This is a genomic window from Streptomyces sp. NPDC047706 (assembly GCF_043204795.1).
In the GTDB taxonomy this organism is placed as follows: domain Bacteria; phylum Actinomycetota; class Actinomycetes; order Streptomycetales; family Streptomycetaceae; genus Streptomyces.
The window spans coordinates 158943-183524 of sequence record NZ_JBIDCW010000005.1 but is presented as its reverse complement, the minus strand read 5'-3'; the positions used below and the strand labels follow the sequence as shown (position 1 = coordinate 183524).

Below are 24582 nucleotides of genomic sequence, written 5' to 3'. Positions count from 1 at the left end.
CGAGGCGATGGCCGGGAGGACCCGGGTCTCCTAGATCCCCTGCCACTGCGGCTTGTTGGCGTACGTGTGCCGGAAGTAGTCCGCCAGCTTCAGCTTGGACGCGGCGGCCTCGTCGACCACCACCGTGGCATGCGGATGCAACTGCAACGCCGACGCCGGGCACACGGCCGCGACAGGTCCCTCCACCGTCGCCGCGACCGCGTCCGCCTTGCCCTCACCCGTCGCCAGCAGCACCAGGTGCCGCGCCTCCAGGATGGTCCCGATGCCCTGCGTGATGACGTGGTGCGGCACCTGGTCGATCTCGCCGCCGAAGAACCGCGCGTTGTCGACACGCGTCTGCTCGGTCAGCGTCTTGATCCGGGTACGCGAGGCCAGCGAGGAGCACGGCTCGTTGAAGCCGATGTGCCCGTCGGTCCCGATCCCCAGCAACTGCAGATCCACGCCACCGGCCCCGGTCAGCGCCGCGTCGTACGCCGCGCACGCGCCCGTGATGTCGTCGGCCGTGCCGTTCGGGCCCATGAACGCGTCCATCCCGATCCCGAGCGGCTCCAGCACCTCGCGCCGCAGCACCGACCGGTACGACTCCGGATGCTCGGCCGGCAGTCCCACGTACTCGTCGAGCTGCGCTATCCGGGCCCGGGAGGTGTCCACCGCGCCGGACCGCACCTTTGCCGCCAGCGCCTGGTAGACGGGCAGCGGCGTCGAGCCGGTGGCCACGCCGAGCAGGGCGCCGGGCTTGCGCCTGAGCAGCTGCGCCATGGCCTCGGCGATCAGCTCGCCGCCCGCCTCGGCGTCGGGAACGATGACAACTTCCACGCTGGGCCTGCCGATCTGGAGAGGGGGGACTCGAGGGGCACCCCGGAAGGGGTCATGTGGTTTAGACCAATCTAACAGAGAGGGCTGACGCTTCCCAGGTGAGGACAAGCCCCTGGGAAGCGTCCTTCGGGGAGGCGTGAGCCGCTGTGGGGGCGTGCAATGGTGCCGAGCGCCACGCACGCCGGCGTTCAGCACCGCGGCCGACGCAGCCGACGCCGACGCAGAGGAACCCCACATGCCCGCCACGCCTCACTACCCTCACGACCCCCACGCCCCCCACAACGAGGTCCCCGGCCGGATCATGGCGCGTGAGATGCGGGAGCAGCCCGCGGTACTGCGCCGGATCCTGGACAAGGGCGCCCCCGCCATTCGCCGGGTGGCCGAGGACATCGCCGCCCGCGCCCCCCGCTTCGTCCTGCTGGCCGCCCGCGGCACCTCCGACAACGCCGCCCTCTACGCCAAGTACCTCCTGGAAGTCCGCCTCGGCCTGCCCTGCGGCCTCACCTCCATGTCCACCGTCACGGCCTACGGCGCCCGTCCCGACCTCACCGACGTCCTCGTCGTCACCGTCAGCCAGTCCGGCGGCTCCCCGGACCTGGTCGCCTCCACGCGGGCCGCCCGCGAGGCCGGCGCGATCACCCTCGCCGTGACCAACAACCCGGACTCCGCGCTGGCCGGCGTGGCCGAGTACCACATCGACATCCTGGCGGGACCGGAGAAGGCGCTCCCCGCGACCAAGACCTACACGGCCTCCCTCCTCGCCCTCTATCTGTTCGTCGAGGGCCTGCGCGGCGGCGACGGCGCCCCGGCCCAGATGCTGCCGGGCCTCGCCGGGGACCTGCTCGCCCGGCACGACGAGGTCCGCACCCTGGCGGCCCGCTACCGCTTCGCCGAGCGCATGGTGATCACCGCCCGCGGCTTCGGCTACCCCACGGCCAAGGAGGCCGCTCTGAAGCTGATGGAGACCAGCTACATCCCGGCCCTGTCCTACTCCGGCGCCGACCTGTTGCACGGCCCGCTCGCCATGGTCGACAACGTCTCGCCGGTCATCGCGGTCGTCACCGACGGCAAGGGCGGGGAGGCCCTGCAGCCCGTCCTCGACCGGCTGCGCGGGCGGGGCGCCGACCTGGTCGTGATCGGGCCCGCCGGTGAGGTCGGGCGTGCCAGTGCCGGCTTCGTGCTGCCCACGGAGAACGTCGCCGAGGAGGTCCAGCCCGTCCTGGAGATCATCCCCCTCCAGCTCCTGGCGTACGAGGTCACGATCGCCCGTGGCCAGGACCCGGACGCTCCCCGGGCGCTGGCCAAGGTGACGGAGACGCGCTGAGTCGTCGCCGTCGCCGTCGCCGTCGCCCGCCGCACCGCCGCACCGGTCAAGGGCGTGTCCCCGCGGGGGCGCGCGACGGCGCGAGCCGCGCGGAACCGGGGCTCTCGCGGAAATTGCCATGGCCATCTGGCCCCGCAGCTGAGCCGGGCGGGTTAGGCTGCGAAGCGCCAACAACACACAGCCTCCGACAACAAGCCGCCTTGACGCATGGACACGCGTAGTGGTCTAGTCCACAATGCGGGGAGGCGACGCAGAAACGAACGAAGAGCCTCCGTCTTCCCCGCACAGGAAGGCGGACCGAGGAACCGGTGCTCTCTGCCCTGACTGCCCCGGCTCCTCATCCTTCGGCCGACAGGGACCGCACACCCCGTGGCCGATGCTGCTCCGGGCTGCGGTGCCGGGAGGGTTGAGGGTCCCTCCCAGGCGCCGCGGCCCGCGGGTGTTCTCAGCCCCGCACAGGCACTTTTAGGACCTGCACAAACCGCCGGGTACGCTCGCAGACGTGCCCTCCATGAACGAACTGGTCCGCCAGCACACCGCCCTCGACGACTCCGACCTCGAGTGGCTCCACCTGCTGGTCTCGGAGTGGCAGCTGCTGTCCGACCTCTCCTTCGCCGACCTGGTCCTGTGGGTACCCACCCGCGACGGCACACGCTATGTCTCCGTGGCCCAGATGCGGCCCAACACCGGCCCCACCTCCTACCAGGACGACATGGTCGGGCACCTCGTCCCGCGCGGCCGCCGCCCCATGCTGGACGCGGCGCTCGACGAGGGCCGGATCGTGCGTGAGGGCGACCCGGAGTGGCGCGAGGAGGTCCCGGTCCGCGTCGAGTCCATTCCGGTACGGCGGGACGGCCGCGTCCTCGGTGTCATCGCCCGCAACACCAACCTCCTGACCGTGCGCACCCCGAGCCGTCTGGAGCTGACGTACCTCCAGAGCGCCTCGGACCTGGCGCAGATGATCGCCGCCGGCGCCTTCCCGTTCGCGAACCAGCAAGTGGACATGGACGCCTCGCCCCGCGTCGGCGACGGCCTGATCCGGCTCGACGCGGACGGCATCGTCCAGTACGCCTCCCCGAACGCCCTCTCCGCCTACCACCGCATGGGCCTCGCCGCCGACCTCCTCGGCCACCACCTCGGCCGTACGACCGCCGAACTCGCCCCGAGCCGGGGCCCCGTGGACGAGGCGCTGGCCAAGGTGGCCAGCGGCTGGGCGCCCCGCGAGTTCGAGATCGAGGCCCACGACGGGGTCATCCAGTTCAGGGCCATCCCGCTCAAACCCAAGGGCACCCGTATCGGTTCCCTCGTCCTGCTCCGGGACGTCACCGAACTGCGCCGCCGTGAGCGGGAGTTGATCACCAAGGACGCCACCATCCGGGAGATCCACCACCGGGTGAAGAACAACCTCCAGACGGTGGCCGCCCTGCTGCGCCTCCAGGCCCGGCGCATCGAGTCCGAGCGCGGCCGCGCGGCCCTGGAGGAAGCGGTCCGCCGGGTCGGCTCGATCGCGATCGTGCACGAGACGCTGTCTCAGAACCTGGACGAGCGTGTGGAGTTCGACGAGATCGCCGACCGGGTGCTGGCGATGGTCGCCGAGATCTCGCCCGGCAAGGTCGCCGGCCGGCGCACCGGCCGCTTCGGCATCCTCGACGCCGAGGTCGCCACCCCGCTGTCGATGGTGCTCACCGAGGTGCTGCAGAACGCGCTGGAGCACGGCTTCCGCGAGGGCGACACCGGCACGGTGGAGGTGTCGGCGGTGCGCGGCGGCACGACGAAGGAGACCCGCCTGCTGGTCACCGTGCAGGACGACGGGGTCGGCCTGCCCGAGGGCTTCGACCCGCACACCTCGGGCAATCTCGGCCTGCAGATCGTACGGACGCTGGTGGAGGGCGAGTTGGGCGGTGCGTTCGACATGGTCCCGGGGCCGGAGCGGGGCACCCAGGTCATCCTGGACATCCCGGTACGCGCGCAGAAGTGACCGGCCGCCGCGGGCGAGCAGGCGGGACGGCCGGGCCGGTTCTCCTGGGTCCGATCCACCCGGCACAGCAAAAAGCCCCGGACCTGGAGGTCCGGGGCCAGTCGCTCGCTGCGTAAGCGCATCGGGGGTACTGCGCGCTGCGGCTCGGGAGCGGGAGATGCGTACTCGCTGTACGCGCCGCCAAGCTCAGGCTGTCAGCGGGGTGGGTATGTCAGGCGGAGGCCTGACGAGCCCGGTTGCGGGCGGCGCGGCGCTTCATGGCACGGCGCTCGTCCTCGCTGAGACCACCCCAGACGCCGGAGTCCTGACCGGACTCGAGCGCCCACTGCAGACACTGCTCAATCACAGGGCAGCGACGGCAGACGGCCTTGGCTTCCTCGATCTGCAGCAGCGCAGGACCGGTGTTGCCGATGGGGAAGAAGAGCTCGGGGTCTTCCTCGCGGCAAACGGCGTTGTGACGCCAGTCCATGGCTGCTACCTCTCCTTGGTATTACGTGAAGTTGCTTGTGAATGTGAACGCTTTCACGAATCCCTCAACAAGTGAAGGGCCGACCGCCGAGTCTTCCTCGGCGTGGTCCTTGGCTGGAGAGGGGTTCCGGTGATCTGTGGAGGCCGGTGTTGCGGGCCGTCCCGATCGCCACGTAGAGACTCGCAAACCTCGGCGGCGGATACAACCCCTTCCGGAAAGTTTTTTTGGATTCCTCGGTGTCGACTAGGTCACAGCCGTACTTCCATGGGGTGGATCCTGGCCTAAACGTTCGAGTGAAAGGACTTTAGCCCCTTCTGCTCACACAATCACACGCAGTGCACGACGTACGCCTGTGAACGTCACGCTGGTACGCAGCCCCAGGTGGTCACCGTCCATCTGAAGGGGGAGCGGCGCCTTCGAATGCAAGGTGAACTCACTCAGATCGTGCAAGGAGAGGGCGTGCTTGCCATGGGGTCCGCGCTCGGGGGACGAAGTGAGCAACTGGGTGCCATACCGGGCAACCGAGGCCGTGGACATCCGGCTGAGGCCGAACACATCCAGCCCCGTGTCGAACGAGGCTCTGGGTGAGGCGTACATCGGGCGGTTCCCGAGGAACGTCCAGGGGGCGGTGTTCGACGCTATGCACAGAAGCAGCTCCGACACCGCGTCCTCGCCCGGCCGCTCCATCGTGATCGTGCCCTGCCGGCGGCTCGGCTCGCCCACCAACTGGCGCAGCACCTGGCGGACGTAGAGCGCGTGCGTCGACTTCCTGCCACGCTCGCGCTGCTGCTCGACGCGGCCGACCACGCCGGCGTCGAAGCCGAGTCCGGCGTTGAAGGTGAACCAGCGGGAGGGCACCGCCTCGTCCTCGGTACCCGGCGTGCCCGAGGTCAGTCCGAGTCCGACGGTGCGCTCGCTGCCCTCGCGCAGCGCGTCCAGCAGGGCGCCGGTCGCCTCGACCGCGTCGTTGGGCAGGCCCAGGGCGCGCGCGAAGACGTTGGTGGAACCGCCGGGCACCACGGCGAGGCCGGGGACATGCCCCGGGGCGGGGCCGTCGTGCAGCAGGCCGTTGACGACCTCGTTGACCGTGCCGTCACCGCCGAGCGCGACCACGAGGTCGATGTCGTCGCTCTCCGCCGCCTGCCGGCCAAGGTCGCGCGCGTGCCCGCGGTACTCGGTGGTGACCGCCTCCAGTTTCATCTCGCTCGCCAGCGCATGAATGAGGACATCGCGCGTACGTGCGCTTGTGGTGGTTGCCGCCGGATTGACCACGAGAAGTGCACGCATGCCTCGCAGGGTACCTACTGGGTGGTACCGGGCACAGGCCGGGCCGGGGATCCGGCGGAGATCACGGCGTGAGCCCTGTGCACGGGGCCGACCGGATCCGTGCACGGCCGACCCGGAATCGTGCACAGGGCGTGCCCCGGGGCCTTCCGGGGCGCCGCAGGGGCGAGGGCTACCCTTCAGGGGTGAGCTCTCAGCAGAACCCCACCCCCGCTTCCGAGGCCGCCGCAGAGGCCGGCCGCCGTCCCGTCCGGCTGACCGTCGCGGCGGCGCTGGTCGCGCTGGAGGGGCTCGCGCTGGTGGCCGGCGGCGCGTGGATCCTCGTCCTCGGACTGACCGGGAACCCCGACGACCGGCAGCAGGCCGTGACCGGGGGCGTCACGTTGATCGTGCTCGCCCTGCTGCCGCTGCTCGCCGCGCGCGGACTGCTCGGGCGGCGCGGCTGGAGCCGTGGCCCGGCGGTCATCACGCAGATCATCTCGCTGCCCGTGGCCTACAGCCTGCTCCAGGCCGACAGCATGGCCATCCCGGGCGGGATCGCCCTGGCGGCGGTCGCCGTGGGGTCCCTGATGCTGCTTCTCAACCCGGAGACGACGCAGGCCCTGGGGATCCGGGGACCCGGCAACGCGGGGAAGTGACCGGGGCGGCCAGGCCCCGCAGCACCGCGCGGCAGACGGGCCGCGGCCCGTCTACTCCTCCACCAGCAGCTTCTCCCGCAGCTGGGCCAGGGTGCGGGCCAGCAGACGGGAGACGTGCATCTGGGAGATGCCGACCTCCTGCGCGATCTGCGACTGGGTCATGTTGCCGAAGAAGCGCAGCAGCAGGATCCGCTTCTCGCGAGGCGGGAGGTCCTCCAGGAGCGGCTTGAGCGACTCCCGGTACTCCACGCCCTCCAGCGCCTCGTCCTCCGCGCCGAGGGTGTCGGCGACGGCCGGGGACTCGTCGTCGGTGTCGGGGACGTCCAGCGACAGCGTGGAGTACGCGTTGGCGGACTCCAGGCCCTCCAGGACCTCCTCCTCCGAGATCGCCAGCTTCTCGGCGAGCTCGTGGACCGTGGGGGAGCGGCCGTGCAGCTGGGAGAGCTCCGCGGTCGCCGTCGTGAGCGACAGGCGCAGCTCCTGGAGCCGGCGCGGCACGCGCACCGCCCAGCCCTTGTCGCGGAAGTGCCGCTTGATCTCGCCGACGACCGTGGGGGTCGCGTACGTCGAGAACTCGACGCCGCGGTCCGGGTCGAAACGGTCGACCGACTTGATCAGGCCGATGGTGGCGACCTGGGTGAGGTCGTCCAGCGGCTCACCGCGGTTGCGGAAGCGGCGCGCGAGGTGCTCGACGAGCGGCAGGTGCATCCGGACCAGCTGGTTGCGCAGCTCCGCGTACTCGGGGCTGCCGTCCTTCAGTCCGCGCAGCTCCACGAACAGGGCGCGCGCACCGCTGCGGTCCTGCGGGTCGTGGTGCGCGGGCTGTGCGTTGCGCGTGACCGCCGGCTCGGGCGTGGCATGCGCGTCGTGCTGCGCGTCGGGCACGTTGTGCACGTCCTGCTCCGCGTATCGCTCGTGCTCGCTCATCGTCCCGCCCGTCGCCCTTCCCCGAGCCCCCGTCTCCGCCCCCGCTCCCGACTTCGCTGGAGCGGGAGGACTCCCATGGGCAGGAGACGCTCCGATCCGCTGTCCCGCAGGAGCGCTCCGCGCGGTGCCCTCCTGGTCCCGCTGCCCGTCGTCCAGCAGGCCGGCCTCCGTGGTGTCGGAGCCGTCCTGCGGATGCGGTCGGGCCTGCTCGGGGATGCCGTCGATGCCGTCGGACATGCGACGGGCACCGACCGGGCCGTCCCCCGCGTTCCCGGCTCCGCTCGAGCCGGGAACACCTCCGGGCACCCCCGTCGGCAGCTCCCGTGTGCCGCGCTCTTCGTCCCGCACCGGCCCGTCCCCGTTCCTCACGCCGGCCCGGGTCCCGCGCCGCGCTGTTTGTAGAGACTGATCGAAACGGTCTTGTCCTCGTCCACGGCGGAGGAGACCTTGCCTGCCAGGGCGGACAGCACGGTCCAGGCGAAGGTGTCCCGCGACGGGGCGTGACCGTCGGTCGTGGGCGCCGAGACGGTCACCTCCAGCGAGTCGTCGACGAGCCGGAAGACACAGCTCAGCACCGAGCCGGGCACGGCCTGCTGGAGCAGGATCGCGCAGGCCTCGTCCACCGCGATGCGCAGGTCCTCGATCTCGTCGAGGGTGAAGTCCAAACGGGCTGCGAGGCCGGCCGTGGCCGTCCGCAGCACCGACAGGTAGGCACCCGCGGCCGGCAGCCGGACTTCCACGAAGTCCTGGGTCGCGGGCTCGCCTGCGATCTGGGACACCCTCACCTCCAAGGTGGTACAAGCTCTACGGGGCCGAGGGTCGCCCCTCGGGGTAACGCGAAGTGTGTTCAGCGGTGACGCTACCGCGCTCGGAACCTACCTGTCCCCGGGACCCCAACCCCTTGTTGTCACTCATAGTAAACACATGAACACGCACAGTGGCTAGAGGGTGGGCGCCCCCAATTGGGAAGAGCGCGCGCCGGGTTGACGTACCCAGACGTCAGGCGCCCGAACCGTCGCTTCCGGGGTCACGAAACGGTCACGCCAGGACGTGGTCCACAAAGCACCACCGCCAATTCTCCCCCGGTTCGAACGTCCGCATCACCGGATGACCGGACTCCTTGAAATGCTCTGTCGCGTGCCGGCCCTCTGAGGAATCGCAGCAGCCGACATGGCCGCAGGTCAGGCACAGTCGCAGTTGCACCGGATGCGAGCCGTCCGCCAGGCACTCGGGGCAGGTGTCGGTCAGGGCCTCGGGTTCCGGGTGCGGCAGCTCGTCGGCGTGCGTGCACTGTTTCATGATTGCCAGGTTACGACGGGCGCGCGGCAGGCCGCGCGGAAAACGAGGGCGGGCGAGAACCATGGACGTGATGCCACTGCTCTTGCTGGTGGCGGGCAGTGCCGGGATCGCCGCGGCCGGCCGGCGCACCCCCGTGCCGGCGCCGCTGCTGCTGGTCGCTGCCGGACTCGTCCTGTCGTACGTCCCCGGAGTCCCGGACTACCACCTCGACCCGCACATCGTGCTGCCGCTGATCCTGCCGCCGCTGCTGCACGCCGCGGCCACCGACAGTTCCTACCTCGATCTGCGCGCGCAACTGCGGCCGGTCGCGCTGCTGTCGGTCGGCTACGTGCTCTTCGCGACCTTCGTCGTCGGCTGGGCCGTCTATGTGATCGTCCCGGGGCTGCCGCTGACCGCCGCGCTGGTGCTGGGCGCGGTGGTGGCGCCGCCGGACGCGGTCGCGGCCACGGCGATCGCCCGCCGGGTCGGGCTGCCGTCCCGGATCACCACGATCCTGCAGGGCGAATCCCTGGTGAACGACGCCACCGCGATCACCGCCTACCGCGTGGCCCTCGCGGCCGCCGTCGGTGAGGGCGCGACCTGGGCCGGCGGCATCGCGGAGTTCCTGATCGCGGCGATCGGCGGCATCGTGGTCGGCATCGTCCTCATGGTGCCGATCCACTGGCTGCGCACCCACCTCAAGGAGCCCCTCCTCCAGAACACCCTCTCCCTGCTGATCCCGTTCGTCGCGTACGCCACCGCCGAGGCGGTGCACGCCTCCGGCGTCCTCGCGGTCGTGGTGGTCGCCCTGTATCTCGGCCATCGCGCGTGGCAGGTCGATTTCGCCACCCGCCTCCAGGAGACCGCGGTCTGGAAAATGGTCGCCTTCGTCCTGGAGTCGGTGGTGTTCGCCCTCATCGGACTCCAGCTGCCGGTGGTCCTGGAGGGACTGGGCGAGTACGAGGGGCTGGAGGCCGCCTGGTACGCGGTCGCCGTCTTCCTGGTCGTCGTCGTGACCCGGTTCGTATGGGTGTACCCCTCGGTCTGCCTGCCCCGCATGCTGTCGGCGCGGATCCGGGAGCGGGAGATGAGTGCCCCGGGGGGCACGGGCTCCGTCTGGAAGGGCGCCTTCATCATCTCCTGGGCCGGGATGCGCGGTGTGGTCTCGCTGGCCATCGCCTTCTCGATCCCGCGGGTCATGGAGGGTGGCGAGCCCTTCCCGGGCCGCAACCTGATCCTCTTTCTGACCTTCACGACGGTCATCGGTACCCTCGTCGTCCAGGGCCTCAGCCTGCCGCCACTGATCCGGCTGCTCAAGCTGCCCGGCCGGGACGTCCAGGCCGAGACGCTCGCCGAGGCCAATGCCCAGGCGCAGGCCTCCCGGGCCGCCGAGCGGCGTCTGGAGGAACTGCTCGCCGACGAGCGCAACGCCCTGCCCGAACCGCTCGCCGCCCGGCTTCGGGCGGTCCTGGAGCGCCGCCGCAACGCCGTCTGGGAGCGCCTCGGCCAGTCCAACCCCATCACCGGTGAGACCGCCGACGACACCTACCGCCGCCTGGCCGGGGAGATGATCAGCGCCGAGCGCGAGGTGTTCGTCAGGCTGCGCGACGGTCGCTTCATCGACGACGAGATGCTGCGGACGCTGCTGCGCCGGCTGGACCTGGAGGAGGCCGCGGCGTACCGGGAAGCGGAGTAGCGGCGTCTGGTCAGGGGAAGGGGCGGCCGGTGATCACGGCCGCCACCGTGCTCCCGCGCGGGAAGGCGCCCTCCTCGGCGAGGGCGACAAGTCCGTACAGCATTTTGGCGACATACACACGCTCGACGGCCAGCCCGTGCCGCTCCTCGAAGTCCGCGGCGAAGGCGTCCAGTTCCGGGCCGGTACGCGCGTAGCCGCCGAAGTGGAAGCGGTCGTCGAGGTGCCAGTCGCCGCGCGGCCCGCCGAAGGCCGCCTCCTGCAAGGAGCGTATGCCCGTGCTCAGGAAGCCGCCCTTGAGCACCGGTATGCCGAGCGCCCGGCCGCCAGGGCCCAGTCCCGCCGCCAGTCCCGCCAGGGTGCCGCCCGTTCCGCAGGCGATCGCCACGACGTCCGCCTGCCCGCGCAGTTCCGCACCGAGCGCCGCGCAGCTCCGTACGGCCGTGGCGTTGCTGCCGCCTTCGGGGACCACCCAGGCGTCCTCGGCGTCCACCGCGCGCAACAGGACGGCGAGAGTGCGGGGGTCGGCCTTGCGGCGATAGGTCGATCTGTCGATGAAGTGCAGCCGCATGCCGTCGGCCGCGCACCGGGCAAGGGAGGGGTTGAGGGGCCGGTCGGCGAGTTCCTGGCCGCGGACCACGCCGACGGTGGCAAGACCGAGGAGGCGGCCCGCGGCGGCGGTGGCGCGCAGATGGTTGGAGTAGGCGCCGCCGAAGGTGAGGACCGGGCGGCCGTGCGCCGCGGTCACGTTGGGGGCGAGCTTGCGCCACTTGTTGCCGACGAGGTCGGGGTGGATCAGGTCGTCGCGCTTCAGCAGCAGCCGTACGCCGTGCCGCGCGAAGCGGTCGTCACGCACCTCCCGCAGCGGGGAGGGGAGCCGCGGGTGCAGGGTGGCGAGGGCGTCGGGGCTGGTCACCCGGTCATTGTCGCCCGTGGCCTACTTCAGCCGCTCGGCGATGCGCCCCCGCATCGCGGACATCGTGAACCCGCGCGGGTCCACCTTTCCCGGCTGCCACTCCAGGTGGCCGATGACCGACCGGTGCGTCCAGCCGTGCGCGCGGCAGACCGCGGCCGCGGCCCGCTCGATGGCCTCCAGCTGCGCCTCGGGCCAGGGGTCCTTGCCGTCGCCGAGGTTCTCGCACTCGAAGCCGTAGAAGTGACGGTTGCCGTCGGTGTTCGCCTCGTTGTCCGGCGGCAGTGCCTTCTCCGCGATCACCGCGCGCAGCACGTCGTCGTCGCCGAGGCCCGCGTGGTTGGCGCGGCCGTAGCCGACAAGGTGGACCCTGCCGTCCTTCGTGATCACGCCGTGGCACAGCGGGCCGGGCAGGCCCGCGTATCCCTTGCGGCAGAGTTCCACGGTCGCGGCGCTGCCCCGGGTCACGGTGTGGTGGATCATCACGCCGTGCACGGGGGCCCAGGGGCCCTTGTGGTTGCGGTTGTGCTCTCTCCAGTTGCCCACCTCGACGACGGTGAGCCCCTCGCCCCGGAGGCAGTCGAGGAACCGGTTCGCGGACAGGGGTGAGGCCATGAGTGCCTCCTTCACGGCGCGACGACCGCCCGGCGCGGCCGCCTCGTACATGCTGCTTGTACCGAACCGGGAAGAAGCGGAACCTCTCGTTCGTACAGCGAGCGAGCTGTTTCGGCCAGCGGGGTGGGCAGCAGCCGTTCGAGGTGAAACCCCGTAACTGTTCGAGGTGAAACCCCCGCGTTCCCATGGGGAGTTGATCCATTCCCGCTCTTTCGGGTAATAGCACGATCACGGTCCGTGCTGGAAGGCTTCTCCGCGGAGATCGGTGCCCGGAGCAATGCGTTGCCAGGGCAGGACCGGGAGGGCAATTCCTTATGTCGGTAGGCGAAGAGGTCCGCACGGAGCAGACCAGGCCGCAGCAGAGTCTGGGCACGGCGGCCGCGCGGAACCTGGCCACCACGACCAAGTCCGTACCCCAGATGCAGGAGATCAGCTCGCGCTGGTTGCTGCGCATGCTGCCGTGGGTGGATGTACAGGGCGGCACGTACCGCGTGAACCGGCGGCTCAGTTACGCCGTGGGAGACGGACGCATCACCTTCGTGAAGACCGGCGACCGTGTCGAGGTGATCCCCGCGGAGCTGGGCGAACTGCCGGCGCTGCGGTCCTACGAGGACGAGGAGGTACTGACCGAGCTCGCCCGGCGCTGCGAGCAGCGCGAGATCGCCGCGGGCGAGGTGATCGCCGACTTCGGCAACCAGACCGACGAGGTGTACCTGCTGGCGCACGGCCGCGTGGAGAAGATCGGCACCGGCCCGTACGGTGACGACGAGAGCCTCGGCGTCCTCGCCGACGGGGCCTACCTGGGCGAGCAGGCACTCCTCGACCCGGACGCCATCTGGGAGTTCACGGCCCGCGCCATCACCCCCTGCACGGTCCTCGTGCTCTCCCGGCAGGACGTCGAGCAGCTCGCCGAGCGCGCGGACACGCTGCGTGAGCACCTGGAGGAGCAGCGCGCGATTCCGGAGCAGCGCACCAACAAGTACGGCGAGAAGGAGATCGACCTCGCGGCCGGTCACGAGGGCGAGCCGGACATCCCGCACACCTTCGTGGACTACGAGTCGCGGCCCCGCGAGTACGAACTGAGCATCGCCCAGACCGTGCTGCGCATCCACTCGCGCGTGGCCGACCTGTACAACCAGCCGATGAACCAGACCGAGCAGCAACTCCGTCTCACGGTGGAGGCGCTGAAGGAGCGCCAGGAACACGAGCTGGTCAACAACCGTGAGTTCGGGCTGCTCACCAACTGCGAGTACGACCAGCGGATCCAGCCGCACGACGGTGTGCCGGGCCCGGACGACATGGACGAGCTGCTCAGCCGCCGGCGCGGGACCAAGATGTTCCTCGCCCACCCGCGCGCGATCGCCGCGTTCGGCCGTGAGCTCAACAAGCGGGGCCTGGTGCCGGAGACGATCGACGTCGGCGGCAACCGCATCCCGACCTGGCGCGGTGTCCCGATCTACCCGTGCAACAAGATCCCCGTCACCGAGGCCCGCACCACCTCGATCATCGCGATGCGTCTCGGCGAGGCGGACCAGGGTGTGATCGGTCTGCGGCAGTCCGGCATCCCGGACGAGCTGGAGCCCAGCCTGTCGGTGCGGTTCATGGGCATCAACGAACAGGCCATCATCAAGTACCTCGTGACGGCCTACTACTCGGCGGCGGTCCTGGTGCCGGACGCGCTCGGCGTGCTGGAGAACGTCGAGATCGGCCGCTGGCGGTGACCTGCCCGGTCCGTGTGCCGTGTCCCCGCCCGGCAGGGCGGGGGCACCGCGGGGTATGCGCCGGGCCGGAACGTGGGCGCCGCGGTCCGCGGACCTTCGGAGAGGGGACCGCGATCTCATGACCGAGTCCGTGACCGAGCCGGCGGCCCAGTCGCAGGTCCCGGCCGTGCGGCGCCCGGCCGGGGTGCCCGAAAGGCGGAGTCCCATCACGAACCGGACGGACAGCGGGCCGGGGCCGCTCGACGGTCCCGAGGCGGCAGTGATCCTGGAGCGTGCGCGGGCGTCGGTGGACCCCGAGCTGCGCTCGGCGATCGAGGCGCTGCCCAGGGGGATGCGCCGGGTCGCGCGCTACCACTTCGGCTGGGAGCACGCGGACGGCACACCGGCGGCCGGCAACGCGGGAAAGGCCATCCGGCCGGCGCTCGTCCTCGTGGCGGCAGCCGCGCTCGGCGGTTCCCGGGCGCGGGCGAGCGCCGTACGGGCGGCCGCGGCGGTGGAGCTGGTCCACAACTTCACGCTGCTGCACGACGATGTGATGGACCGGGACACCACGCGCCGGCACCGGCCCACCGCCTGGACGGTGTTCGGGGACAACGACGCGATCCTCGCCGGGGACGCCCTCCAGGCGCTCGCCCTGCGACTGCTCGCCGAGGACCCGCACCCGGCGTCCGCGGCCGCCGCGGCCCGGCTCGCGTCCTGTGTCATCGAGCTGTGCGAGGGCCAGCAGGTCGACACGGCCATGGAGCGGCGCGGCCCAGCGGAGGTCACCCTCGACGAGGTGCTCGCCATGGCCGAGGCCAAGACCGGGGCGCTGCTGGGGTGCGCGTGCGCCATCGGCGGGCTGTACGCCGGGGCGGACGCGGCCGATGTCGAGGCGCTGGACGCGTTCGGCCGGGAGGCCGGGCTCGCCTTCCAGCTCATCGACGACGTCATCGGCATATGGGGCGACCCGAGCCGCACCGGCAAGCCGGCCGGGGCGGATCTGGCGGCCCGCAAGAAGTCCCTGCCCGTGGTCGCCGCGCTGTCCTCCGGGACACCGGCCGCGGTGGAACTCGCCGCGTTGTACGAAGCGCCCTACGCGGGCGGTGACCTGGAGCCCACGGTGCTTGCGGTGGAGCGGGCGGGTGGACGGGACTGGGCGCAGGTCCAGGCGTCCGAGCGGATGGCGAACGCGATGCAGGAGCTGTCCCGGGCGATTCCCGACCCGGAGTCGGCGGGCGGGCTGCTGGCGCTCGCCGAGTTCGTCACCCGGCGCAGTACCTGAGCGCCGGTGTCGCGCGAGGAAACCCGGGCCGGGCCGGGGTATGCGGTTCCTGACCCGCGTGCCCCGGCCGGTTCCGGCCCGGACGGGCCCCGCACATCCCCACGGTGTGCGGGGCCCGCCCCCGTTCTGCCGTACTGCCGTTCGCCGTCAAGCGCGTGCCCTGATGCGGAATCCCCTCTCCCACTTCCCTCCGGCCCGTAATCCCCTTGCCACCACTACAACCGAAGTACTAGAACTGGAGTGGTTACACCAGCGGCCGACAGCGACAGCTACGAAAAGAGACCGGCTTGCGCAAGCTCACCTACTTCATCGCCTGCTCCATCGACGGCTTCATAGGGGACCCGGACGGCGACGCCGCGGCGATGTACCCCTTCGTGGACCAGGAGTTCCTCGAGTTCCTCACCGCGGAGTACCCCGAGACCCTGCCCACCCAGGGCCGCCGCCCGCTCGGTCTCGACGACCTGCCGAACAAGCGGTTCGACACCATCATCCAGGGCCGCGCCAGCTACGAACTGGCGCTGAAGGAGGGCGTCACCAGCCCGTACGCCCACATGCGTCAGTACGTGGCCTCGCGCACCCTCGAGAAGTCGCCCGACCCCGCGGTCGCGATCGTCGCCGACGACCTGGCCGGCAGGGTCCGCGAACTGAAGGCCGAGGACGGCGAGTTCGGGATCTACCTCTGCGGCGGTTCCCAGGTCGCGGGAGAGCTGATCGACGAGATCGACGAACTCGTCGTCAAGACGTACCCGATCGTGCTGGGCAGCGGCATGCCGATGTTCGGTTCCGGCCTGGTGTGGGCCGTGGCCGTGGCGGTCGGGGGTGGGCTGACGGTGTGGCTGCAGGAGTCGGCCGAGCCGCCGGGGCCGTACCGCTGGGAGGAGGCGACTCCGACGCCGCTGCCGCGTCAGGGCCGGGAGGCCGACTGCCCCGAGGCGTCGGTGCCGCCGCGGGCCGGCGACGGCTCGTACGGCCTGCTCTGCGTCGTCAAGGCAGGCTAGGCATACCGCCCGTCTCAGGGTCCCGGCCGGTCAGGCAGTAGGTCCCGCCCGCCGGATCGCGCAGACCGTCCAGTGGGCGCCGGCGGCGACGGACCCACCACCTTGGGGGAGAACGCTGACGGGGCCCGGCCGCCAGTCGCGGCCGGGCCCCGTCGCCCGCCTCTGCGGCAGGCGGTGGCGCACCGACCGCCCGCCGTGCGCGAGGCGTCAGGCCTTCTTGGTCTCCCAGAAGATCTTGTCGATCTGGGCGATGTAGTCCAGGGCCTTCTGGCCGCTGGCGGGGTCGGTGGACGCCTTGGCGGCCGAGAGGGCCTTCAGGGTGTCGTTGACCAGTTGGTGCAGCTCCGGGTACTTCTCGAAGTGCGGCGGCTTGAAGTAGTCGCTCCAGAGCACCGAGACGTGGTGCTTGGCCAGCTCGGCGCGCTGTTCCTTGATCGTGGTGGCACGAGCCTGGAAGTGCGGGTCGTCGTTACCGGCCATCTTTTCCTGGATGGCCTTCACCGACTCCGCCTCGATGCGGGCCTGGGCAGGGTCGTACACACCGCAGGGCAGGTCGCAGTGCGCGCTGACCTTGACCTTGGGGGCAAACAGGCGGGAAAGCATGGAGCATTCCTTCCTCGTGATCGTCTTCTCAGGGGGGACATTACTCCCTGAGCGACGTGATTTCGCGAGTGCCCCCATGGGCTTAGGACAAAAGTCCGGGGTGACACTGAGACTGGTGGAGGATCGGACCGGGGAGGTGCCGGGGATGCCGGAGCTGTCGCAGGAGACCGAGCGCGGAAGGGGCGTCCCGCCCTTCGGACTGGCCGAGGTGACCGGGCCGTCCATGGTGCCGACGCTGTACCACGGCGACCGGCTCCTGCTGCGCCACGGCGTCCAGGTCAGGCCGGGTGACGTCCTCGTCCTGCGGCATCCCTTCCAGCAGGACCTGCTCGTCGTCAAGCGGGCGGCGGAGCGCCGCGAGGGCGGCTGGTGGGTGCTCGGCGACAACGCGTACGCGGGCGGGGACAGCACCGACTACGGTGTCGTGCCCGACGAGCTGGTTCTGGGCCGGGTCGTGTTCCGCTACCGCCCGCGCAAGCCGGATCAGCGTTCGCCGCTGGCCGTGCTGCGCTGGGCGCTCTCGGCGGCCAGGCCCGTCTTCGCGGGCCGGTCGGCCTCCAGGCGTTTGCGCGCCCGGTAGGCGGCCACGTTGGCGCGGGTGGCGCAGCGGTCGGAGCAGTAGCGGCGGGAGCGGTTGGTGGACGTGTCGAGGTAGGCGTTGCGGCAGGGGGCCGCCTCGCACAGGCCCAGGCGGTCCACGCCGTACTCGGTGAGGTGGAAGGCCAGGCCCATCGCCGCGATGGCCGCGTAACCCGAGGTCGCGTTCGACGGGTGGTCCGCGAGATGCATGTGCCACAGGGGGCGGCCGTCGTCGTCGCGATGGTCGTGGCCGGAGATCTGCGGGCTCACCGGGAACTCCAGCAGCAGGGAGTTCAGCAGGTCCACGGCGAGCGTCTCGTCGCCGCCGTCGGCAGCCTCGAAGACCGAGCGCAGCCGCCCCCGGACCGAGCGGAACCTGGTCACGTCCGCGTCGGTGGCGCGGCGGGCCGCCGACTGGTTGCCGCCGAAGAGCTCCCGAACGGCCTCGACCGAGGTCAGTGAGTCCTTGCCCCGGGCCGGCTCCTCGCTGTTGACGAGGCGTACGGCGTAGTCCGAGTAATAGGCCAGTTCCACTTGTAGTCCTTACAAAGGGGCTCTATGGTCATGTCTGCGGTCGCGTAACAGATGATCGTGCTTCCAGGGTATTACGCGGGTGAGTGGAGAAGGGGTTCCCATGACGACGAGCATCGGCACCGACTGGAGCGCCTGGCAGGAGAGCTGGGACCGGCAGCAGGAGTGGTACATGCCGGACCGCGAGGAGCGCTTCCGGGTCATGCTCGACATGGTCGAGGCGTTCGCCGGCACCGCCCCGCGGGTGCTCGACCTCGCCTGCGGCACCGGCACCATCACCGCCCGCCTGCTCGACCGCTTCCCCGACGCCACCAGCACCGGAATCGACCTCGACCCGGCCCTGCTCACCATCGCGCGCGGCACCTTCGACGGCGACGACCGCGTCACCCTCGTCGAGGCCGACCTGAAGGACCCCGACTGGACCGCCCGGCTGCCCCACGAGACGTACGACGCGGTCCTGACCGCCACCGCCCTGCACTGGTTCCACACCGAACCGCTTCAGGCGCTGTACGGCCGGATCGCCGGGCTCGTCCGGCACGGAGGCGTCTTCATGAACGCCGACCACATGATCGACGACACCACCCCCCGCATCAACGCCGCCGAGCGCACCCTGCGGCACGCGCGCATGGCCCGGGCACAGCAGGGGGGTGCCCTCGACTGGGCCGAGTGGTGGCAGCTCGCCGCCAAGGACCCCGCCCTCGCCGGACCCACCGCCCGCCGCTTCGAGATCTACGGCGACCACGCGGACGGCGACATGCCGTCGGCCGAGTGGCACGCGCGCGTACTGCGCGAGCAGGGGTTCGGGGAGGCGCGTCCGGTGTGGTGCTCGCCGTCGGACACGCTGCTGCTCGCGCTGAAGTAGCCCCGCGGACACGGAAAGGGGCGGTACGGAAATCCGTACCGCCCCTTCTGCGCGGGCCGTCCGCTACAGCACGTTCGACTTACAGCACCTTCGACAGGAAGGCCTGCGTCCGCTCGTGCTGCGGGTTGGTCAGGACGTCCCTCGGGTTGCCGGACTCCACGACCACGCCGCCGTCCATGAAGACCAGGCTGTCGCCCACCTCGCGGGCGAAGCCCATCTCGTGGGTGACGACGATCATCGTCATGCCGGACTCGGCGAGGTCGCGCATGACGTCGAGGACGTCACCGACGAGCTCGGGGTCGAGCGCCGAGGTCGGCTCGTCGAACAGCATCAGCTTCGGGTCCATGGCGAGGGCCCGGGCGATCGCGACGCGCTGCTGCTGGCCGCCGGAGAGCTGCGAGGGGTAGTTCCCGGCCTTGTCGGCCAGGCCGACCCGGTCCAGGAGCTCCATCGCCCGCACCCTGGCCTGGGCCCGGTTGGTGCCCTTGACCTGGATCGGCGCCTCGATGATGTTCTCCACCGCCGTCATGTGCGGGAAGAGGTTGAAGCGCTGGAAGACCATGCCGATGTCGCGCCGCTTCAGCGCGACCTCGCTGTCCTTCAGCTCGTACAGCTTGTCGCCCTTCTGGCGGTAGCCGACCAGCTCGCCGTCGACGTACAGGCGTCCGGCGTTGATCTTCTCCAGGTGGTTGATGCACCGCAGGAAGGTCGACTTGCCGGAGCCGGAGGGGCCGATCAGGCAGAAGACCTCGCCGGTCTTCACCTCCAGGTCGATGCCCTTGAGGACCTCGACGTGACCGAAGGACTTGTGGACGCCCTCCGCCTTGACCATGGGGACGGCGCTGTCCTTCACCGGGGTGCCCGTCTCCTGGACCTCGTCGGTGGTCCCGGTCGTCTCGTTCTTCTCGGTCTTCTCGGTCGTCTCGTTCTTCTCGTTCTTCTCGGTCATGCCGTGCCTCCCTTCGGGCGGCCGAGGGACAACATGTTGGCCTTGATCTTCTGCAGCGGCGTCGGCGGCAGCGAGCGGCTGGAGCCGCGGGCGTAGTACCTCTCGAGGTAGTACTGGCCGACGCTGAAGATCGAGGTCAGCAGCAGGTACCAGGCGGCCGCCAGGAACAGCATCTCGGCCGGGGCACCCGAGGTCTGGCCGATGTCCTGGGCGACGCGGAGCAGATCGGAGTACTGGACGACCGACACCAGCGAGGTCGTCTTCAGCATGTTGATGACCTCGTTGCCCGTCGGCGGCACGATCACGCGCATCGCCTGCGGGATGACGATCCGGCGCAGCGTCTTGGTGTGGCTCATGCCCAGCGCGTGCGACGCCTCGGTCTGGCCCTCGTCGACCGCGAGCAGACCGGCGCGGCAGATCTCGGCCATGTAGGCGGCCTCGTTCAGGCCGAGGCCGAGCAGTGCCGTCAGGAACGGGGTCATGAAGTCCGACCACTCGTCCCGGTAGACCGGCCCGAGGTTGATGTACTCGAAGACCAGGCCCAGGTTGAACCAGACGATGAGCTGGACCAGGACCGGGGTGCCGCGGAAGAACCAGATGTAGAACCAGGCGATCGAGGAGGTCACCGGGTTCCGCGACAGGCGCATCACCGCCAGCACGATGCCGCCGACGATGCCGATCAGCATGCACAGCACGGTCAGCAGGAGCGTGTTGCCCACGCCGCCGAGGATGCGTTCGTTGAAGAAGTAGTCCGGAATGGCCCCCCAGTTGATCCTGCCCTGGGAGAACGCGTAGATGACGCCGCCCAGCAGGGCGAGCGTGACGACGGCCGTGACGTACCGCCCGTAGTGCCGGACCGGGATGGCCTTGATGGCCTCCGGTCCGGCCGGGGGCGTGTCGGCCGGACCCGTCGTCTTGTCGATGTCAACAGTCACGGGTGTTGCCTTTCAGTGCCGCTGGTCGATGACCGCGCGGTCACTTGCCGCCGTTGATGGTGGCCTTGTCGACGGCGCCGTCCTCGACGCCCCACTTCTCTATGATCTTGTCGTACTCGCCGTTGGCGATGATCGCATCCAGGGCGGCCTGCAGGGCGTCCCGGAGCTGGGTGTTGTTCTTGGCCACGGCGATGCCGTACGGGGCGGCCTCGACCTGCTCGCCGACCAGCTCGAAGTCGTTGCCGCCACCGGAGGTCTTCACCGCGTACGCGGCGACCGGGAAGTCGGAGGAGCCGGCGTCGGCGCCGCCCGCGCGCAGGCGGGTCTGGGCCTGCTGGTCGTTGTCGAAGGCCTCGATGGAGAGCTTCTTGTTCTTCGGGCACTTCGCGGCCTCGGCCTTGGCCAGGTCCTCGGAGACCGTGCCGCGCTGCAGCACGATCTTCTTGCCGCACAGGTCGGACCAGGTCTTGATGCCCTGGTCGTCGCCCTTCTTGGTGTAGATCGAGACGCCGGCGGTGAAGTAGTCCACGAAGTCGACGCCCTCACCGACCTTCTTGCCGGTGTCGGAGTCGATGCCCTCCTGGCGGTCCTTGGTGTCGGTCATCGCGGACATGGCGATGTCGTAGCGCTTGGAGCGCAGACCGGTGAGGAGGGTGTCGAAAGTGCCGTTCTCGAACTCGAAGGTCACACCGAGCTGCTTGCCCATGGCGGCGGCGATGTCCGGGTCGATGCCGACCGTCTTGCCGGAGCTGTCCTTGAACTCGACCGGCGCGTAGGCGATGTCCGAGCCGACCTTGATGACGCCCTTGTCGCGGATCTGCTGGGGCAGCTTGTCGGCCAGCGGGGCCGCGCTCTTGGACGCGGTGTCCGTGCTGTTCGAGCCACCGCTCTCCGTCTGGTCACCGCAACCGGTGAGAAGCAGGGCGCCTGCGACCGCGATCGAGCCGACCGCTGCCAGCCTGCTGCGTGCGGCGGTCGTACGACGGGTGGAGCTTGCGGTCATGGTGGGTTCCTCCGGCGGATGGGTGAAGTGCCGATGGGCGGCAGTTGCCGATGGGTCGACGAGAACACACAGCTTCGGGTGTCGCGACCTCGTGTGATTACGGCATCTTGCCATTCGGACTGGCCCATTCAGGTGACCCGTCATGTCAAAATCGGATAACGGGTGCCCCCCGAACCGGACCACTCCGGTACATCACGACCGGAGCTTCTACGGGAATATGCGCTTCCGGCCGCAAGTCCTTCGGTGTGTCTCAGGATGTGGATGTACAGAAGCCGGTGTTTGGCGGCCATTGCGGCTTTGTCAAGGGCTTAACAGGTGCTTGTCCCCATATTCGGCCATGAGTCATGTCACTGGCATGTGATCTTCCCGTTATGGACTCGTCGGCGATGCCCTCCGTCCGGTAAGAAGGTTCTTTAACCCCTCATCCGGGGCTCAGGGCGCGTGTGCGGCGCGCCCGTCGCGTAGCTGCCCGAACGCCTCACCTCCTGGGCTCTGCGCGGTGCCCGCCCGCTCCTCACCAGGAGCGGAACCCACCCTCAAAACCATGAACACTTAAGGGGTCAGACAAAGTGGCAGCGGAGATCGTCAATCCTCGCAGCGACAGCGGCACGGAGCAGGAGGGAGGGGCCGCGGAGCCCCTCGATTCCTTCGATCCGGCGTTCGCGCTGCACCGCGGCGGCAAGATGGCCGTGCAGGCCACCGTGCCGGTCCGCGACAAGGACGACCTGTCCCTGGCGTATACGCCCGGCGTCGCGAAGGTGTGCACCGCGATCGCCGAGCAGCCGGAACTCGTGAACGACTACACGTGGAAGTCGTCCGTCGTCGCCGTCGTGACCGACGGTACGGCGGTGCTCGGACTCGGGGACATCGGGCCCGAGGCCTCCCTTCCGGTCATGGAAGGCAAGGCGATCCTGTTCAAGCAGTTCGGTGGGGTGGACGCGGTGCCGATCGCGCTCGCCTGCACGGACGTCGACGAGATCGTCGAGACCGTGGTCCGCCTCGCTCCCTCCTTCGGCGGCGTGAACCTGGAGGACATCTCGGCGCCGCGCTGCTTCGAGATCGAGCGCAGGCTCCAGGAGCGGCTGGACATCCCGGTCTTCCATGACGACCAGCACGGCACCGCGGTCGTGACGCTGGCCGCCCTGCGGAACGCCGCTCGGCTGACCGGGAAGACGCTCGCCGATCTGCGGGCGGTCATCTCGGGTGCCGGCGCGGCCGGGGTCGCGATCGCGAAGATGCTGGTCGAGGCCGGCATCGGGGACGTCGCGGTCGCCGACCGCAAGGGTGTCGTCTCCGCCGGCCGGGAGGACCTGACGCCGGTCAAGCGCGAGCTCGCCGGGTTCACCAACAAGGCCGGGCTCACCGGGACGCTGGAGGCGGCGCTGGAAGGCGCGGACGTCTTCATCGGCGTCTCCGGCGGTACGGTGCCGGAGGAGGCGGTCGCCTCCATGGCCGAGGGCGCGTTCGTGTTCGCCATGGCCAACCCGAATCCCGAGGTGCACCCCGATGTGGCGCACAAGTACGCGGCGGTCGTCGCGACGGGCCGGTCGGACTTCCCGAACCAGATCAACAACGTGCTGGCGTTCCCGGGGATCTTCGCGGGCGCGCTCCAGGTGCGGGCGTCCCGGATCACCGAGGGCATGAAGATCGCGGCGGCCGAGGCGCTCGCGGGCGTCGTCGGTGACGACCTCGCCGCTGACTACGTCATTCCGTCGCCGTTCGACGAGCGGGTGGCGCCTGCGGTGACGGCCGCTGTAGCGGCCGCGGCGCGGGCGGAGGGCGTGGCGCGCCGCTGAGGCTCGCTTGTGTGGCCCCGTCCTACTTGGGCGGGGCCATTTTTTGTCTCGTTCTCCACCGTCAGTTCGGGTCGTGGAGCGGGCGCCCAGGGTGGGGGTGGGCCGAGGGTGGGGGTCGGGGTGGGCCGCCGTTGGCGGGTGCGGGGCCGTGCGAGGGCGGTGTGGTGCGGGTGCTGGCGGGGCTGTGGGCGGGGCTGAGGGTGTGGACGGCAGTGAGGGTGTGGGCAGGGGTTGAGGGTGCGGGCGGGGCTGTGGGTGTGGGCAGGGGTTGAGGGTGCGGGCGGGGCTGTGGGTGTGGGCAGGGGTTGAGGGTGCGGGCGTCCGGGGTGGGCCGGGCGGTCTCCGGGTCGGCCGTAAGGGGTGGTCCTGGCAAGGGGGCATGTGTCACAGGGGTGTGCGGTTCCGTCCGGGCGGGGGCGGAGCCTATCGTCGGGCGCATGTTCGCTGTCTACGCCGCCCGAATCGACCGCGACCAGCCGCTCAGCGGCCTGGAGTTGGGGGAGCGCCCCGCCCCCGAGGCCAGGCCCGGCTGGAGTGTCGTCGACGTCAAGGCCGCCACCCTCAACCACCACGACCTGTGGTCCCTGCGCGGCGTGGGCCTCGCAGAGGACAAGCTGCCGATGATCCTCGGCTGTGACGCCGCCGGCGTCGACGAGGACGGCAACGAGGTCGTCCTGCACTCCGTCATCGGTCAGACAGGGCACGGGGTCGGCCCGCAGGAGCCCCGTTCCATCCTCACCGAGCGCTACCAGGGCACGTTCGCCGAACAGGTAGCCGTACCGACCTGGAACATCCTGCCCAAGCCCAAGGAGCTGTCCTTCGAGGAGGCCGCCTGTCTGCCGACGGCCTGGCTGACGGCGTACCGCATGCTGTTCACCAACGCCGGCGTGCGCCCTGGTGACTCGGTGCTCGTGCAGGGCGCCGGTGGCGGCGTGGCCACGGCCGCGATCGTGCTCGGCAAGGCCGCCGGGCTGCGCGTCTTCGCCACCAGCCGGGACGAGGCGAAGCGCAAGCGTGCCCTGGAGCTCGGTGCCGTGGAGGCGCTGGAGTCGGGGGCGCGGCTGCCGCAGCGCGTGGACGCCGTGATCGAGACGGTCGGCGCCGCCACCTGGTCCCACTCGGTGAAGTCGCTGCGCCCCGGCGGCACGCTCGTCATCACCGGTGCCACGAGCGGTGACCGCCCCGCCCACGCCGAGCTGACCCGCATCTTCTTCCTGGAGCTGAAGGTCGTCGGCTCCACGATGGGCACCAAGGACGAACTGGAGGACCTGCTGTCCTTCTGCGCCGCGACCGGTGTCCGCCCGGTCATCGACGAGGTGCTGCCGATGGACCGGGCCCGCGAGGGCTTCGAGCGGCTGGAGTCGGGCGAGCAGTTCGGCAAGATCGTGCTCACCAACGGCTGAGGC

At 70.4% G+C, this 24582-nt stretch carries 23 protein-coding genes and 2 pseudogenes; 11 read left to right on the top strand and 14 right to left on the bottom strand.

Going from position 1 to position 24582, the window contains the following annotated elements; translation table 11 throughout:
• Positions 1-30 precede the first annotated feature (30 nt).
• Positions 31-816 (bottom strand): glucosamine-6-phosphate deaminase, encoded by a 786-nt coding sequence (gene nagB / locus ACGF8A_RS08120; protein WP_393105459.1) that lies wholly within the window; start codon positions 814-816, stop codon positions 31-33.
• Positions 817-1051: 235 nt separating this feature from the next.
• Between nagB and ACGF8A_RS08115 the strand changes: the two genes are divergently transcribed.
• Complete coding sequence (locus tag ACGF8A_RS08115) at positions 1052-2140, top strand: SIS domain-containing protein (protein WP_393105457.1); 1089 nt, start codon at positions 1052-1054, stop codon at positions 2138-2140.
• A gap of 511 nt (positions 2141-2651) precedes the next feature.
• Positions 2652-4118: a PAS domain-containing sensor histidine kinase gene (locus ACGF8A_RS08110; protein ID WP_393105715.1), complete on the top strand. Its 1467-nt coding sequence runs from the start codon at positions 2652-2654 to the stop codon at positions 4116-4118.
• A gap of 211 nt (positions 4119-4329) precedes the next feature.
• Here ACGF8A_RS08110 and ACGF8A_RS08105 read toward each other — a convergent pair whose 3' ends face one another.
• Together ACGF8A_RS08105 and ACGF8A_RS08100 are read right to left on the bottom strand one after the other, a co-directional pair.
• A complete protein-coding gene (locus ACGF8A_RS08105; protein WP_003992873.1) occupies positions 4330-4587 on the bottom strand; it encodes a WhiB family transcriptional regulator in 258 nt (85 codons plus the stop codon).
• 318 nt (positions 4588-4905) lie between these two features.
• Positions 4906-5874 (bottom strand): diacylglycerol/lipid kinase family protein, encoded by a 969-nt coding sequence (locus tag ACGF8A_RS08100; RefSeq protein ID WP_393105455.1) that lies wholly within the window; start codon positions 5872-5874, stop codon positions 4906-4908.
• 182 nt (positions 5875-6056) lie between these two features.
• On the opposite strand from ACGF8A_RS08100, the gene ACGF8A_RS08095 reads away from it, so the two are divergent.
• Complete coding sequence (locus tag ACGF8A_RS08095; protein WP_393105453.1) at positions 6057-6509, top strand: hypothetical protein; 453 nt, start codon at positions 6057-6059, stop codon at positions 6507-6509.
• A 51-nt stretch (positions 6510-6560) separates the two neighbouring features.
• On the opposite strand, the gene ACGF8A_RS08090 is transcribed toward ACGF8A_RS08095, so the two are convergent.
• From ACGF8A_RS08090 to ACGF8A_RS08080, 3 genes are all read right to left on the bottom strand, one after another.
• Positions 6561-7784 (bottom strand): RNA polymerase sigma factor SigF, encoded by a 1224-nt coding sequence (locus ACGF8A_RS08090; RefSeq protein WP_393105451.1) that lies wholly within the window; start codon positions 7782-7784, stop codon positions 6561-6563.
• 17 nt (positions 7785-7801) lie between these two features.
• Complete coding sequence (locus ACGF8A_RS08085; RefSeq protein WP_004925829.1) at positions 7802-8215, bottom strand: anti-sigma regulatory factor; 414 nt, start codon at positions 8213-8215, stop codon at positions 7802-7804.
• 259 nt (positions 8216-8474) lie between these two features.
• A complete protein-coding gene (locus ACGF8A_RS08080) occupies positions 8475-8735 on the bottom strand; it encodes a UBP-type zinc finger domain-containing protein (protein ID WP_393105713.1) in 261 nt (86 codons plus the stop codon).
• Positions 8736-8796: 61 nt separating this feature from the next.
• Between ACGF8A_RS08080 and ACGF8A_RS08075 the strand changes: the two genes are divergently transcribed.
• Positions 8797-10410, top strand: a complete 1614-nt coding sequence (locus ACGF8A_RS08075) for a Na+/H+ antiporter (protein ID WP_393105449.1) — start codon at positions 8797-8799, stop codon at positions 10408-10410.
• Between the two features lie 10 nt (positions 10411-10420).
• Here the strand turns inward: ACGF8A_RS08075 and ACGF8A_RS08070 are convergent, their stop codons facing one another.
• Entirely contained in the window at positions 10421-11323 is a 903-nt protein-coding gene (locus ACGF8A_RS08070) for a 1-aminocyclopropane-1-carboxylate deaminase/D-cysteine desulfhydrase (RefSeq protein ID WP_393105447.1), read from the bottom strand.
• Positions 11324-11344: 21 nt separating this feature from the next.
• The gene (locus ACGF8A_RS08065) at positions 11345-11935 is read right to left on the bottom strand and encodes an N-acetylmuramoyl-L-alanine amidase (protein WP_393105445.1); all 591 of its coding nucleotides are present in this window, start codon (positions 11933-11935) and stop codon (positions 11345-11347) included.
• A gap of 314 nt (positions 11936-12249) precedes the next feature.
• Here ACGF8A_RS08065 and ACGF8A_RS08060 point away from each other — a divergent pair, with 314 nt between their 5' ends.
• The 3 genes and pseudogenes from ACGF8A_RS08060 to ACGF8A_RS08050 form a co-directional block, all read left to right on the top strand.
• The gene (locus ACGF8A_RS08060; protein ID WP_393105443.1) at positions 12250-13656 is read left to right on the top strand and encodes a family 2B encapsulin nanocompartment shell protein; all 1407 of its coding nucleotides are present in this window, start codon (positions 12250-12252) and stop codon (positions 13654-13656) included.
• A 118-nt stretch (positions 13657-13774) separates the two neighbouring features.
• The gene (locus ACGF8A_RS08055) at positions 13775-14920 is read left to right on the top strand and encodes a family 2 encapsulin nanocompartment cargo protein polyprenyl transferase (RefSeq protein WP_393105441.1); all 1146 of its coding nucleotides are present in this window, start codon (positions 13775-13777) and stop codon (positions 14918-14920) included.
• 287 nt (positions 14921-15207) lie between these two features.
• Positions 15208-15708: pseudogene (locus ACGF8A_RS08050) on the top strand (dihydrofolate reductase family protein); the annotation flags it as partial.
• Between the two features lie 196 nt (positions 15709-15904).
• Here ACGF8A_RS08050 and ACGF8A_RS08045 read toward each other — a convergent pair.
• Both ACGF8A_RS08045 and sodN read right to left on the bottom strand, forming a co-directional pair.
• A pseudogene (locus ACGF8A_RS08045) lies at positions 15905-16008 on the bottom strand (VOC family protein); the annotation flags it as partial.
• Between the two features lie 117 nt (positions 16009-16125).
• Entirely contained in the window at positions 16126-16521 is a 396-nt protein-coding gene (gene sodN, locus ACGF8A_RS08040; RefSeq protein WP_393105439.1) for a superoxide dismutase, Ni, read from the bottom strand.
• A 145-nt stretch (positions 16522-16666) separates the two neighbouring features.
• Between sodN and sodX the strand changes: the two genes are divergently transcribed.
• A complete protein-coding gene (sodX, locus tag ACGF8A_RS08035) occupies positions 16667-17101 on the top strand; it encodes a nickel-type superoxide dismutase maturation protease (RefSeq protein ID WP_393105711.1) in 435 nt (144 codons plus the stop codon).
• On the opposite strand, the gene ACGF8A_RS08030 is transcribed toward sodX, so the two are convergent.
• Positions 17005-17634 carry a CGNR zinc finger domain-containing protein gene (locus ACGF8A_RS08030; protein ID WP_393105437.1) on the bottom strand — a complete coding sequence of 210 codons (630 nt, stop codon included), beginning with the start codon at positions 17632-17634 and terminating at the stop codon, positions 17005-17007. The two genes, sodX and ACGF8A_RS08030, sit on opposite strands and share 97 nt — an antisense overlap.
• Positions 17635-17734: 100 nt before the next feature.
• On the opposite strand from ACGF8A_RS08030, the gene ACGF8A_RS08025 reads away from it, so the two are divergent.
• On the top strand, positions 17735-18493 hold the full coding sequence (locus tag ACGF8A_RS08025) for a class I SAM-dependent methyltransferase (protein ID WP_393105435.1): 759 nt from the start codon (positions 17735-17737) through the stop codon (positions 18491-18493).
• Between the two features lie 79 nt (positions 18494-18572).
• Here the strand turns inward: ACGF8A_RS08025 and ACGF8A_RS08020 are convergent, their stop codons facing one another.
• The 3 genes from ACGF8A_RS08020 to ACGF8A_RS08010 all read right to left on the bottom strand — a co-directional run bounded on the left by ACGF8A_RS08020 (position 18573) and on the right by ACGF8A_RS08010 (position 21380).
• Positions 18573-19325: an amino acid ABC transporter ATP-binding protein gene (locus ACGF8A_RS08020; protein WP_393105709.1), complete on the bottom strand. Its 753-nt coding sequence runs from the start codon at positions 19323-19325 to the stop codon at positions 18573-18575.
• Positions 19326-19438: 113 nt separating this feature from the next.
• The gene (locus tag ACGF8A_RS08015) at positions 19439-20377 is read right to left on the bottom strand and encodes an amino acid ABC transporter permease (RefSeq protein ID WP_393105433.1); all 939 of its coding nucleotides are present in this window, start codon (positions 20375-20377) and stop codon (positions 19439-19441) included.
• Positions 20378-20417: 40 nt separating this feature from the next.
• Complete coding sequence (locus tag ACGF8A_RS08010) at positions 20418-21380, bottom strand: ABC transporter substrate-binding protein (protein ID WP_393105431.1); 963 nt, start codon at positions 21378-21380, stop codon at positions 20418-20420.
• 569 nt (positions 21381-21949) lie between these two features.
• Between ACGF8A_RS08010 and ACGF8A_RS08005 the strand changes: the two genes are divergently transcribed.
• Together ACGF8A_RS08005 and ACGF8A_RS08000 are read left to right on the top strand one after the other, a co-directional pair.
• Positions 21950-23176, top strand: coding sequence for an NADP-dependent malic enzyme (locus ACGF8A_RS08005; protein WP_393105429.1), 1227 nt, complete (start codon positions 21950-21952; stop codon positions 23174-23176).
• A gap of 437 nt (positions 23177-23613) precedes the next feature.
• Positions 23614-24579 (top strand): zinc-binding dehydrogenase, encoded by a 966-nt coding sequence (locus ACGF8A_RS08000; protein ID WP_393105427.1) that lies wholly within the window; start codon positions 23614-23616, stop codon positions 24577-24579.
• Positions 24580-24582: the final 3 nt, after the last annotated feature.